The sequence below is a fragment of the Streptomyces sp. NBC_01429 genome, assembly GCF_036231945.1.
Taxonomy (GTDB): domain Bacteria; phylum Actinomycetota; class Actinomycetes; order Streptomycetales; family Streptomycetaceae; genus Streptomyces.
The window spans coordinates 5,430,863-5,443,371 of the sequence record NZ_CP109599.1 but is presented as its reverse complement, the minus strand read 5'-3'; the positions used below and the strand labels follow the sequence as shown (position 1 = coordinate 5,443,371).

11 protein-coding genes are annotated in these 12,509 nt (G+C 71.2%); 2 read left to right on the top strand and 9 right to left on the bottom strand.

The window, feature by feature from the left end; genetic code table 11:
- Nucleotides 1–20: 20 nt before the first annotated feature.
- From OG627_RS23885 to proB, 5 genes are all read right to left on the bottom strand, one after another.
- Nucleotides 21–1,178, bottom strand: a complete 1,158-nt coding sequence (locus OG627_RS23885; protein ID WP_329068308.1) for an SCO2583 family membrane protein — start codon at nucleotides 1,176–1,178, stop codon at nucleotides 21–23.
- A gap of 178 nt (nucleotides 1,179–1,356) precedes the next feature.
- Complete coding sequence (locus OG627_RS23880) at nucleotides 1,357–1,944, bottom strand: SCO2584 family spore wall biosynthesis protein (RefSeq protein WP_329068306.1); 588 nt, start codon at nucleotides 1,942–1,944, stop codon at nucleotides 1,357–1,359.
- A 171-nt stretch (nucleotides 1,945–2,115) separates the two neighbouring features.
- Nucleotides 2,116–3,399: a glutamate-5-semialdehyde dehydrogenase gene (locus OG627_RS23875; protein WP_329068304.1), complete on the bottom strand. Its 1,284-nt coding sequence runs from the start codon at nucleotides 3,397–3,399 to the stop codon at nucleotides 2,116–2,118.
- Nucleotides 3,400–3,513: 114 nt separating this feature from the next.
- The gene (locus tag OG627_RS23870; RefSeq protein ID WP_329068302.1) at nucleotides 3,514–4,101 is read right to left on the bottom strand and encodes a hypothetical protein; all 588 of its coding nucleotides are present in this window, start codon (nucleotides 4,099–4,101) and stop codon (nucleotides 3,514–3,516) included.
- Nucleotides 4,102–4,244: 143 nt separating this feature from the next.
- Nucleotides 4,245–5,372 (bottom strand): glutamate 5-kinase, encoded by a 1,128-nt coding sequence (gene proB / locus OG627_RS23865; RefSeq protein WP_329072918.1) that lies wholly within the window; start codon nucleotides 5,370–5,372, stop codon nucleotides 4,245–4,247.
- A gap of 390 nt (nucleotides 5,373–5,762) precedes the next feature.
- On the opposite strand from proB, the gene OG627_RS23860 reads away from it, so the two are divergent.
- Both OG627_RS23860 and rfbC read left to right on the top strand, forming a co-directional pair.
- A complete protein-coding gene (locus OG627_RS23860) occupies nucleotides 5,763–7,823 on the top strand; it encodes a glycosyltransferase family 2 protein (RefSeq protein ID WP_329068300.1) in 2,061 nt (686 codons plus the stop codon).
- Nucleotides 7,824–7,876: 53 nt separating this feature from the next.
- Complete coding sequence (gene rfbC, locus OG627_RS23855; protein ID WP_329068298.1) at nucleotides 7,877–8,476, top strand: dTDP-4-dehydrorhamnose 3,5-epimerase; 600 nt, start codon at nucleotides 7,877–7,879, stop codon at nucleotides 8,474–8,476.
- Between the two features lie 84 nt (nucleotides 8,477–8,560).
- Here rfbC and OG627_RS23850 read toward each other — a convergent pair whose 3' ends face one another.
- The 4 genes from OG627_RS23850 to OG627_RS23835 all read right to left on the bottom strand — a co-directional run bounded on the left by OG627_RS23850 (nucleotide 8,561) and on the right by OG627_RS23835 (nucleotide 12,384).
- Entirely contained in the window at nucleotides 8,561–9,355 is a 795-nt protein-coding gene (locus OG627_RS23850) for a class I SAM-dependent methyltransferase (protein WP_329068296.1), read from the bottom strand.
- 82 nt (nucleotides 9,356–9,437) lie between these two features.
- Entirely contained in the window at nucleotides 9,438–10,337 is a 900-nt protein-coding gene (gene rfbD / locus OG627_RS23845; protein WP_329068294.1) for a dTDP-4-dehydrorhamnose reductase, read from the bottom strand.
- Nucleotides 10,334–11,320 (bottom strand): dTDP-glucose 4,6-dehydratase, encoded by a 987-nt coding sequence (rfbB, locus tag OG627_RS23840; protein ID WP_329068292.1) that lies wholly within the window; start codon nucleotides 11,318–11,320, stop codon nucleotides 10,334–10,336. Before rfbB ends, rfbD begins: the two co-directional genes overlap by 4 nt.
- Nucleotides 11,317–12,384, bottom strand: a complete 1,068-nt coding sequence (locus tag OG627_RS23835) for a glucose-1-phosphate thymidylyltransferase (protein ID WP_329068290.1) — start codon at nucleotides 12,382–12,384, stop codon at nucleotides 11,317–11,319. Before OG627_RS23835 ends, rfbB begins: the two co-directional genes overlap by 4 nt.
- Nucleotides 12,385–12,509: the final 125 nt, after the last annotated feature.

Below are 12,509 nucleotides of genomic sequence, written 5' to 3'. Positions count from 1 at the left end.
GGAGCGGTCCCGGCCGGTCGTCAGCCGGCCGGACCGCTCCCCGGCCCCCTCCCCGGCCCGGTCGGCTCCGCCAGCGGGGACAGCGTGCCGCACAGGGCGGGCGCCACCGGTCCCGTCGTGTACGGGTCGGTCGCGGCCGGGTTGTGCGGCTTCGCCCGTTCGCCCGCCAGCAGCGGGCGCAGCGCCCTGGGCACGTCGGCCGAGCAGGACTGGGGGCCCGCCTGGGACGAGCTGCTCAGCAGCGCCGCCTGATGCCGGGGCAGATCGTCCACGGTGAACCGGAAGCGCAGTTCGCGCCGCACGGTGAACAGCGAGGCGTCCGCCGCGGGCCGGGCGGTGGACCCGGCCGGCCGCAGCGCGTAGACGAAGACGTGGTCGGAGGTCACCTCCAGCGTCCCGGGCGCCGTCTCCTCGTACCGCAGCGAGCCGCGCACCCGCACCTGGCTGTCGGCGAGCGCCACCTTCCCCGGGTCGAAGCGCACGAGCCAGCCGATCGGATCGTGTCGCCCGTCGTCGGCCGGATCGGTGAAGCTGCGGTCGAACTGCCCCTGCTGCTCGGGGTCGAGCAGCACCCGCACGGGTCGTACCGTACGGCCCATCAGGACGTCCGGGTCGAGCGACGAGGCCACGAGGTAGTCCTTGACGACGGCCAGCGCGGCCACCACCTGCCCCTCGGCGAAGTCCCCGGTGGGGCGGGCGCCGGGCACGGTGATCCCCTCGGCCCCCACCCGGAACCGGGCGGCGGGGCTGCGCGCGAGCAGGTCGGCGGGGGCGCCTCCCGGCACCCGTCCCTCGGGCGCCAGCGGGATCACCGAGATACGCGCCTGCTCGGCGGCGCGGATCGGCGGCGGCCGGTAGGGGTTGCGCAGGCCCAGATAGACGGCCGTGCCGAAGGAGAGCACCAGGACCAGCAGGAGCAGCAGAAGCTGTCTGGGGCCGTTCCTGAAGCGCCTTCTGCCCCCGCCGCCCAGCCCCTTGCCCGGCGGCCCCGGCGACAGGTGCGGCGGGAGCTTGCGTACGGCGTGGGAGTGGTCGGTCATCCGCTCGCGCGCGGAGAACTCCTGGAGGCGGGCAGCGCGAATGAACGACTCGTCGAAGACGACGGAGCGGTACTCGTCGTCGTCGGCGCCCGGGGGCCCGTCGGGTTCCCCTTCGGGTGGGTCTCGGTGCCCTGCCATACCTTGAGGGTAGGTCGAAGGGGTCGAACGTAAACGCCGGAGAAGTCGGCAGCTTCCGGTTGGCCCGCACTCACCCGTTCAGGTCGCGCGGCGGCTACGGGAACCCGTGGAGACCCGGGAAGCCGCTGATGGATCCACGGAGTACGCGGGACGGCTCCACGGGGTGCGCGGTACGGATCTACGGGGAACGCGGCACGGCCGACGCCTGCGCCGAGTGGGGTGCCTCGACGGACGGCGTGATCTGCCCCGGCTTGTCGATCCCGGTGGTGGCGGGCTGCGGCACCTGGCCGTCGCGACTGCTCGCGCCGCCCCGGTAGACGGCGGTGAAGGCCAGCGCGACCATGCCGATGCCCATCAGCAGGGCGAGCAGCCACGCGACGGGGCGGTGCCAGCGGGCGGTGCCCCGGTAGGGCCGCAGGGTGCCGCCGTGGCGCCCGTAGGGGCCGGCGCTCCCGTCGGGGTCATCGGGGTCGTAGCCGCCCTCGTAGCCGTACTCGGGGCCGTACGCGCCGTCGCGGCCGTACAGCTCGTCGTACTGGTCGTCGTCGTGGGGGCCGCCGCCGGATCTCGCGCGGGCGGCCTCGGCCTCGGCGCGCGCCTGGGCGGCGGCGAGCAGCCGCTCGACGGCGGAGGGTTCGTGGATGGTGGCGGATCTGACGAAGTCCTCGTCGAATACCACGGAGGCGAAGTCCTTGTCCGCGCCTCCGCGGTCGTCGTCGGGCTCGCGGCCGTCAGGAAACGGCCTGCCCCCCACGTCGTCCGGCACATCATCAGAGTAGACCGGGCAGGGCGTTTTGGGCAGGCGGAGTCGGAACTCTCCGGGCTTGGCGTTCGTCACACGGGTCCGGTGTTCCTCATCCGAAACCCGTGTCCCGTCTGCCCCGGCGCCACCGGAAACGGCCCGGCGGGCCGGCGCCCGACCCGCCGGGCGGACGCGCTACCGGACGTGCCCGTCGCCGGTGACGATGTACTTCGTGGACGTCAGCTCGGGCAGCCCCATCGGACCCCGCGCGTGCAGCTTCTGGGTCGAGATCCCGATCTCGGCCCCGAAGCCGAACTGGCCGCCGTCGGTGAACCGGGTGGACGCGTTCACGGCGACCGTCGTGGAATCGACCAACTGGGTGAACCTGCGGGCTGCGGCCTGCGAAGTGGTGACGATCGCCTCGGTGTGGCCGGACGACCAGAGCCGGATGTGCGCGACGGCCGCGTCCAGCGAGTCGACGACCGCGGCGGCGATGTCGTACGACAGGTACTCGTTCTCCCAGTCCTCCTCGGTCGCCGGTACGACCGTCGCCTTCGTGCCCGCCGCGTACGCGAGCACCCGCTCGTCCCCGTGCACCGTCACCCCGGCCTCCGCGAGGGCGTCCAGCGCGCGCGGCAGGAACGCGGCGGCGCTGTCCTGGTGGACGAGGAGCGTCTCGGCGGCGTTGCAGACGCTGGGCCGCTGGGCCTTGGAGTTGATCAGGATGTCGACGGCCATGTCGAGATCGGTGTCGGCGTCCACGTACACATGGCAGTTGCCGGTGCCGGTCTCGATGACGGGGACGGTGGATCCCTCGACGACCGTACGGATCAGGGAGGCGCCGCCGCGCGGGATCAGTACGTCGACCAGTCCGCGTGCCCGCATCAGCTCCTGTACGGCGTCCCGGCCCTCGCCGGGGACCAGCTGAACGGCGTCGGCGGGCAGTCCCGCGCCGCCGACCGCGTCGCGCACCACCCGGACGAGCGCGGTGTTGGAGGCGATGGCGGACGAGGAGCCGCGCAGCAGTACGGCGTTGCCCGACTTGAGGCAGAGGGCGGCGGCGTCCACGGTGACGTTGGGGCGGGCCTCGTAGATGATCCCGACCACGCCGAGCGGCACCCGCACCTGGCGCAGGTCGATCCCGTTCGGCAGCGTCGAACCGCGGACGACCTCGCCGACCGGGTCGGGCAGGGCGGCCACGTCCCTTACGTCGGCGGCCATGGCCCTGATCCGCTCCGGGGTCAGGGTCAGCCGGTCGATGACCGACTCGGCGGTGCCGGCCTCGCGGGCCCGCGCGACGTCCTCGGCGTTGGCCGTGACGATCTCGTGGGTACGGACCTCCAGCGCGTCGGCGATCGCCAGCAGCGCGTCGTCCTTGGCCGCGCGCGGCAGCGGCGCGATATCGGCGGCCGCGGCGCGGGACCGGTAGGCGGCCCTGGCGACCGGGGTGAGGTTGTCGTACGGCGAGAGCGAGGTCATGCCCGCAGGGTAATGCGCGCCCTGCGGGCATTCGGCACGTATTCCGCACTGCGAGACGGAGCGGTGGCCGGACCGGTCACCGCTCCGGCCGTCGTACGGTCGCGCGGCGGGCTCTCAGAACGGATGGACCCCGGCGCCCGCCGCCGGCGGCGGACCGTATCCCTCCGCGATGCGCAGGTGGTAGGTCTCCCGGTCGATGACCTCCAGGCCGACGATCTCCCACGGCGGCAGCTTCGCGGTGGAGCGGTGCTCGCCCCAGAGCCGCAGCGCCACCGCGGCGGCGTCGTGCAGGTCCCGGGCCTCCTCCCAGTAGCGGATCTCCGCGTGGTCGTTGGCGTATCTGCTGGTCAGCAGGAAGGGATGGTCATGGGCGAGCTGTTCGAGACCGCGTCTGACCTCCGTCAGCGGCGCTTCCCGGCCCGAGACGCTGAGCGTGATGTGCCACAGCTTCGACACCGGGCGCCCCTTCCCGGACACGTCCGTCGTCGATGCCGCCTCCCCTTGCCGCTCCTCGGCCCGCCGCTCCTCGGCCCGCCGCTCCTCGGCCCGCCGTTCCTCGGCCGCGTCGGCGGTTCTGGCGGTGTCGTCGAAGGCGTCCCCCGCTTCGACGCTGGTCAGGGCTCGTTTCTCGCCCGTCGTCCGCCGGGCCTGGGCGCCGCCACCGGTCCCTCGGGGCACCGCCCCCGGGCGCGCTCGTCTCACCAGCGGCCTCCTGTTGTTGCGTCGTCGTGCTGTTCCCCGCCTGTACCCCTGGGACAAAGTTGACCAGTCCCGGGCGGAACGTGGGGCCGTTTTGGTAAAGGTGCCTGCCCGGAGTCCGGACTTTCAGCCCTTTCAGGGGCGGGTCAGGGATGCAGGATGACCAAATCGTCTCTGTGTACGACCTCGCGCTCGTAGGCGGGGCCGAGTTCGCGCGCCAGTTCTCTGGTCGATCGTCCCAGCAGCTGGGGGATCTCCTTGGCGTCGAAGTTGACCAGCCCGCGCGCGACCGGGCGGCCCACCGGATCCCGCAGCTCGACCGGGTCGCCCGCGCTGAACTCGCCCTCGACGGCGGCGATTCCGGCCGGCAGCAGCGAGGTGCGCCGCTCCACCACGGCCCGTACGGCGCCGTCGTCCAGGGTGAGCGCGCCCAGCGGGGTGGAGGCGTGCGCCAGCCACAGCAGCCGGCCCGCCGAGCGGCGTCCCGTGGAGTGGAAGTACGTGCCGGTGTCACGGCCCGCGAGGGCGTCGGCGGCCCGGCTGGCGGAGGTCAGCACCACCGGGATACCGGCCTCGGCGGCGATCCTGGCGGCCTCCACCTTGGTGACCATGCCGCCGGTGCCGAGTCCCGCCTTGCCGGTGCTGCCGATGGAGACACCGGCCAGGTTCTCGGGGCCGCGCACCTCGGCGATCCGGGAGGCGCCGGGCCTGCTGGGGTCGCCGTCGTAGAGCCCGTCGACGTCGGAGAGCAGCACGAGGAGATCGGCGCGGACGAGATGGGCGACGAGGGCGGCCAGCCGGTCGTTGTCGCCGAAGCGGATCTCGGCGGTGGCGACGGTGTCGTTCTCGTTGACGACCGGCACGGCGCCCATGCCGAGGAGCTGGTCGAGGGTGCGGTAGGCGTTGCGGTACGAGGCCCGGCGGCTGGTGTCGTCCGTGGTGAGGAGCACCTGCCCGACGCGTACGCCGTACCGGGCGAAGGAGGCCGTGTACCGGGCGACCAGCAGCCCCTGCCCCACGCTGGCCGCGGCCTGCTGGCGGGCCAGGTCACGGGGGCGGCGGGACAGCCCCAGCGGGGCGAGTCCGGCGGCGATGGCGCCGGACGACACGAGCACGACCTCCCGCTCGTCGTCCCCGCCCGCCGCGTGCGCCCGGCCCCGCACGGTGGCGAGCGCGTCGACCAGGGCGTCCACCCGGTCCGCGTCGAGTCCTCCGGAGGCGGTGGTGAGCGAGGAGGAACCGACCTTGACGACGATCCTGCGGGCCTGTGCCACCGCGTCCTGCCGTGCCGCTGCCACCGTACTCAGCCTCTGCTCTCGCGCTCTCGTACGCCCGTACCGCTGCCGGGCGGGCCTTTTCCCGGCTTCCGGCCCGGTCAGCGTACGCGGACCGGACCGCGCGGGGGTGGTCCATTTCACTGGATGGGACACGCGTGAGGTGCCTCTCGCGGGTCAAACGCACGTCAAACACGCGTCAACAGACCAACCGGGCCGCCACGGCAGCGGTCTGACAGGTGTAACAACAGTCGGGATACATCGCCCGTTCCCCCCGGCGCTACGCTGGCCGGAACGGCGCCCGCGTACTTCGCCGATGACGGCGACTCCCTCGACTCGAAACACCCTGAGACCACACACGAGATGGGCCATCCGTACATGCCAGTAAAAGTGAGTGTCGTCATTCCGGTCTACAACCCGGGAAAGTACATCGACCCCTGTGTGGATTCACTGCTGGCCCAGACTCTGCCGGCCGAGGATTTCGAAGTGCTTTTCGTCGATGACGGCTCGACGGACGACACCCCGGCCCGGCTGGACAAACTCTCCGACGAACATCCGCACTTCCGCGCGATCCACATCCCCAACTCGGGCTGGCCCGGAAAGCCCCGGAACATCGGGGTCGCGGAGGCCGCGGGCGAGTACGTCCACTTCCTCGACCAGGACGATCACCTGGCCTCCGACGCGCTGCGCCGGCTGTACGAGATGGGCCACCGCAATGGCTCGGACATCGTCATCGGAAAGGTCGCTTCCAATTTCCGCGGCGTTCCGCACGGTGTTTTCAGGACGACCCGCGAGAAATGCGATCTGACGAACGCGCCGCTGTACGACAGCCTCACCCCGCACAAGATGTTCCGTACGGAGTTCCTCCGCGAGAACGGCATCGCCTACCCCGAGGGCAAGCGGCGGCTGGAGGACCAGCTGTACATGATGCAGGCGTATTTCCCCGCCAAGGTCGTCTCCATCCTGGGGAATTACACCTGCTACTACTACTCGAAGCGGGACGACGGCCAGAACGCCGGATCGGCGCGGATCGTGCCCTCCGGGTACTACGGAAACCTCCGCGAGGTCCTCGAAGTCGTCGAGAACAACACTGAACCGGGTGAATTCCGGGACCGGTTGCTGCGCCGCTTCTACCGGGTCGAAATGCTCGCACGGCTGAGCGAACCGTCGGTTCTCGGCTACACGCCGGAGTACCTCGACGAGATGTGCGACGCCGTGGGACCGCTGGCGCGCGACTTCATGCACGACGGCGTGCACGACGGGCTCGGCGCGCTGACCCGGCTGCGCTCCACCCTGCTGCGCGCCGACGACCGCGAGGGGCTGCTGAAGGCCGCCGCCTTCGCCAAGTCCGTGACGGGCGTGGCCCGTCTGGAGGACTTCGTCTGGGAGCCCGACGGCAGGATCGCGCTCACCGTCACCGGCCGGCTGGTCCACGGCGAGGACCGGCGCCCGCTGCGCTTCGTCCGCCGCGACGGCCGCTACTTCCTGCACCCGGAGATCACCGAAGGGGTGCTGCCGGACGGCGAACTCCTCGATGTGACCGACGACATGGACGAGTTCAAGGGCGAGATGTCGCTGCGCAACCGGGAGACGGCCGTCGAGTGGCCGTGCCCCGCCGAGTTCACCGTGAAGATCGAGAAGGTCGCCAAGCCGGAGCGGGAGCCGCGATCGGCGGAGGAGCCGAAGGAGAAGGAGGACGTGTACGAGGTCGTCCTGCGCGGCACCGGCCGGGTCACCAGCGAGGCGGTCAAGGGCAGGGGCCGGGTCTCGCGCGGCTTCTGGGACGTCTGGGTGCCGCTGCGCGGCCTCGGGCTCGTGCGCAAGGCCAGGCTCGGCGCCGACCGGGCGCCGCAGGTGGACGCCAAGTGCCTGCCGGCCCTGCTCGGTACGCCCGGCCGGCCGGTCATCCCGTACTTCACCGACCCGTACGGCAACCTCACCCTCGACGTCGCGGGCCGCGGCAAGAAGCTGGCCCCCTATCTGGCGGACCGCCCCGTCTTCCGGATGCCGGGCGGCCGGTCCGAGCTGCGTCTCGACGTGTTCACCGGCACCGCCTCCGGCTCCCACCCGGTCGAGCTGGTGCTGACCGCCGCGGACGGCACCTCCAGGACCGCCCCCGCCACGCTGCGCCCCGACCACGGCAGGGCCCATCTCGATGTGCCCCCGCGCGTCCCGGGGCTGCCGGTGGGCCCCGCGCGGCTCTCCGTGCGGCTGGACGGCGAGAAGGCCCCGGAGCTGGACCTGTGCGAGGTGCCCGTCGCCGAGGGCGGCCGGATCCGGCTGGACCGCAGCGATCTGCCCCAGGTCGATCCGCTGCTCGTCCGGGTGGTGACGGTGCAGCGCCGCCGGGCGTCCGTACGCAGGGTGCTCCGCTCCGTCGGCGGCCCGATCGTGCGCCGGCTGCCGCCGGCCACGCGCAAGAAGGTGCGGCGGCTCGCGGCCCGTCTCTGACGGACGCCGACCTCCCGTAGCGAGTCCCCGTGACAGAACAAGGATGTGATCAGATGCGACCGCTTTCGATCGAAGGCGCCTGGGTGTATGAGCCGAAGGTCTTCCCGGACAGCCGTGGCAGCTTCCACGAGTGGTTCGGGGCGGAGGGCTTCGCCAAGTCCGTCGGTCATCCGCTGAACCTCGCCCAGGCGAACTGCTCCGTGTCCAGCCGCGGCACGCTGCGCGGCGTCCACTACGCCGATGTGCCGCCCAGCCAGGCCAAGTACGTGAAGTGCGTGCGCGGTGCGGTGCTCGACGTGGTCGTGGACATCCGGGTCGGCTCTCCGACGTACCGGCGCTGGGAGGCCGTCAGGCTGGACGACGTGGACCACCGGGCGGTCTATCTCGCGGAGGGTCTCGGACACTCCTTCATGGCGCTGACCGATGACGCGACGGTGGTCTACCTCTGCTCCGAGGGGTACGCCCCGCAGCGCGAGCACGGCGTCGATCCGCTGGACCCGGCGCTCTCCATCGAGTGGCCGGCGGACATCACCCCGCTGCTGTCCGACAAGGACGCGGCCGCCCCGACGCTCGCCGAGGCCGAGGCCAAGGGCCTGCTGCCGTCGTACGAGAACTGCCGGGCGTACTACGCGGAGCTGGCCGCGCGCGGCTGAACCGCCCCTGAGCACGCCGAAGGGCCCGCGCGATCGCATCGGATCGCGCGGGCCCTTCGCGTGCTGCGGGGAAGGCGGGCGGCGTCAGCCCGTGATCGCCTCGATCTGCCTGCGCAGCGGCACGAAGGCCGAGCGCGAGCGGCGCAGGTTGCGGGCCCGGACCAGGCCGGGCCAGAAGCCGGCGCCGAGCAGCGCCTCGGGCCGCACGGCGTTCTTGCGGACGAGCACCTCCTCGGGCACGTCCTGCGGGTCGGGGACGACGTACTCCTCGATGATCTCGTCGTACGCGTTCTTCAGCACCGTCGACTCGGAGTTGGCGCCGAAGACGGCCACCACTCCGGTCGGCGCGGTGTCCACGTCGACCACCAGCAGGTCGGGGCGGTAGCGGCGCAGCACCTGGGCGACCTTGTAGACGTCGCCGGCCCAGAACTTGGTGTGCCGGTCGCGGGCGGCCTCGTCCACGTCACGCGGCAGCATGTCGTCCAGGATGATCACGCTGGACCAGCGGGAGTGCTTCTCGACGTTCATGAAGTCGCGCAGCGCGTATTCGAAGAGGTGCATGCCGTCGATGAAGGCCAGCTCCAGCTTCGGCTCGCCGCCGAAGAGGTTGACCGGGTCGCGGCGGGCCAGCGCGCGGAACGGATTCCGGCCGTTGCGCAGATGGATCAGCGGGTCCTTGCGCGCGAAGAAGTCGTCGCTGGTGGCCTTGACCAGATGGACGTCGCAGCTGATGTCCGTGACCACCCGGAAAGCCGGGTCGACGGCCACCGAGGGAACCCGGGACAGTGCCAGGCTGCGCCCGTCATTGACCCCGATTTCCAGATAAGTGCGGGGTTTGTACACACGGTGCATATGGCGCAGGAAGCCGTGGCGATCCACGTAAGGGGCCCTTCACTGAGAATCAACAACCAGGGATTGATTCTCAGTGAACTTAGTGGGAAAAAGCCCCCTACGTAAACATCTACTGGCCAGTAACACCCGTTTGGCGCTGGGCTGTCAGCAGTTCGGGGAACGCCTCGGCGAGTGCCGAGCGCCAGTCCCTGATGGGGTCGATGCCGGCGGCCTTCCACGCGTCGTGCGCCAGCACGCTGTACGCGGGCCGGGGGGCGGGGCGGACGAACGCCGCGCTGGTCGTCGGACGGACCCGCTCCGGATCCGCGCCCAGCAGCCGGAAGATCTCCCGGGTGAAGCCGAACCAGCTGGTCTCGCCGCCGCTGGTGCCGTGGTAGACGCCGGGCTCGGCCGTCCCCGCGAGCGCCGCCCGGCCCAACCGGACCAGCCGGTCGGCGAGATCGGCCGTCCACGTGGGCTGGCCGCGCTGGTCGTCCACCACGTCCAGGGTGTCCTTGACGGACTCCAGCTTGATCATCGTACGGACGAAGTTGCCGCCGCCCGCTCCGTACAGCCACGCCGTACGGACGACATAGCCGCGCTCCGGCAGCGTGTCGAGCACCGCGCGCTCCCCCGCCAGCTTGGTGCGCCCGTAGGCGCTGTGCGGGCCGGTGGGGGCGTCCTCCGGGTACGGGGTGCCCGCGTCGCCGGGGAAGACGTAGTCCGTGGAGATCTGGAGCAGCACGGCCCCCGACTCCCGGCACGCCTCGGCGAGGACCCGCGGCCCGGTGCCGTTGACGGCGAGCGCCTCGGGCTCCCTGGCCTCCGCGTCGTCCACGGCGGTCCAGGCGGCGCAGTTGACCACCACGGCGGGCGCGTGGGCGTGGAAGGCCGCGCGCACGGCGGCCGGGTCGGTGATGTCCAGCGCGGCCCGGTCGAGACCGGTCGCGCGCTGCCCCTCGGCGGCGAGCCGGGCGAGCAGGTCCTGCCCGAGCATGCCGCCGGATCCGGTGACCAGCCAGGCGCTCACAGCGCGGCCCGGCCCTTCAGCGGCTCCCACCAGGCGCGGTTGTCGCGGTACCACTCCACGGTCTCGGCGAGGCCCGTGGCGAAGTCCTTGCGCGGCTCGTACCCCAGCTCGTCGCGGATCTTGGCGCAGTCCACGGAGTAGCGGCGGTCGTGGCCCTTGCGGTCGGTGACGTACTCGACGCTGGTGTCCCAGTCGGCTCCGCACGCCTCCAGCAGCAGCCCGGTCAGCTCCTTGTTGGACAGCTCGGTGCCGCCGCCGATGTTGTAGACCTGGCCGGGCCGGCCCTTCGTACGGACCAGTTCGATGCCCTGGACGTGGTCGTCGATGTGCAGCCAGTCGCGGACGTTCCCGCCGTCCCCGTACAGCGGGACCTTCTCGCCGTCCAGCAGGTTGGTGATGAACAGCGGGATGACCTTCTCGGGGAAGTGGTGATGCCCGTAATTGTTGGAGCAGCGGGTCACCCGCACGTCGAGGCCGTGGGTGCGGTGGTACGAGAGGGCGATCAGGTCGCTGGACGCCTTGGCCGCCGAATACGGCGAGTTGGGCGCCAGCGGATCGGTCTCCGGCCACGACCCGTCGTCGATCGAGCCGTACACCTCGTCGGTGGAGATGTGCACGAAGGTACGGACCCCGGCGCGGTGGGCGGCGTCGATCAGGGTGTGCGTGCCCACGACGTTGGTACGGACGAACTCCGCGCCGCCGTCGATGGAGCGGTCCACGTGCGACTCCGCGGCGAAGTGCACCACCTGGTCGTGCTCGGCCATCAGCTCGCCGACGAGTTCCGCGTCGCAGATGTCGCCCTGGACGAAGGCGAATCCGGGGTGGTCGCGCACCTCGTCGAGGTTGGCCGGGTTGCCCGCGTAGGTCAGGCTGTCGAGGACGGTGATCCGGACGTCCCCGGGCCCCTGGGGCCCGAGCAGCGTACGGACGTAGTGCGAGCCGATGAAGCCCGCACCTCCGGTCACCAGAATCCTGTCGGTCATGAGGAGATCTGCACCTTGCTGTGGTCGCCGAGGACGAGTCGGTGGGCGGACGGGGTACGGGGCGCGGGGGTGATCTCGACGTCCCGGCCGATCAGCGACGCCTGCACCCGGCGTACGCCGGTGATGGAGGAGCCGCGCAGGATGATGGAGTACTCGATCTCGCTGTCCTCGATCCTGCACCCTTCCGAGACGGACGTGAAGGGCCCGACATAGGCGTTGTGGACCACTGTGTCCGCGCCGATGATCGCGGGACCGACGATACGGCTGCCGGTGACCCGGGCGCCCGCCTCGATCCTGACCCGCCCTATGATCTCGGTCGCCTCGTCCACGCTGCCGTCGCGGCAGGGCTCCACGGTCTCCAGCACCGAGCGGTTGACCTCCAGCATGTCGGTGACGTTGCCGGTGTCCTTCCAGTACCCGGAGATGGTGGTGGAGCGCACGTCGCGCCGCTGGTCGATCAGCCACTGGATGGCGTGCGTGATCTCCAACTCGCCGCGCCAGGAGGGCTCGATGGCGCGCACGGCCTCATGGACGGCCGGGGTGAAGAGGTAGACACCGACGAGCGCGAGATCGCTCTTGGGCTCGGCCGGCTTCTCCTCCAGGGCCACCACCCTTCCCTCGTCGTCGAGTTCGGCGACGCCGAAGGAGGTCGGGTTGGGTACCTTCGTCAGCAGGATCTGCGCGTCGGGCCGCTCCTCGCGGAAGCCGTCCACCAGACCGCTGATACCGCCGACGATGAAGTTGTCCCCGAGATACATCACGAAGTCGTCGTCGCCGAGGAAGTCTCTGGCGATGAGGACGGCGTGGGCGAGACCGAGCGGGGCGTCCTGCTGGAGGTAGGTGACCTTTATGCCGAACCGGGAGCCGTCGCCGACGGCCTCCTTGATCTCCTCAGCGGTGTCCCCGACGATGACACCGACCTCCGTGATGCCCGCCTCGGCGATGGACTCCAGGCCGTAGAAGAGCACCGGCTTGTTCGCCACGGGGACGAGCTGTTTCGCGGAGGTGTGCGTGATCGGGCGCAGGCGGGTCCCCGCCCCGCCGGACAGTACGAGTGCCTTCACGATCCCCATCCCATACTGATCTCGATGCCGACCGGGCTTCGCCCGACCAGTCCGATTTTACCCACCATCTCCTTTAAGAGCCGCTGTTGGCCGTCTTGCGCGGGTGAACCGGGGGCGCATTGAAG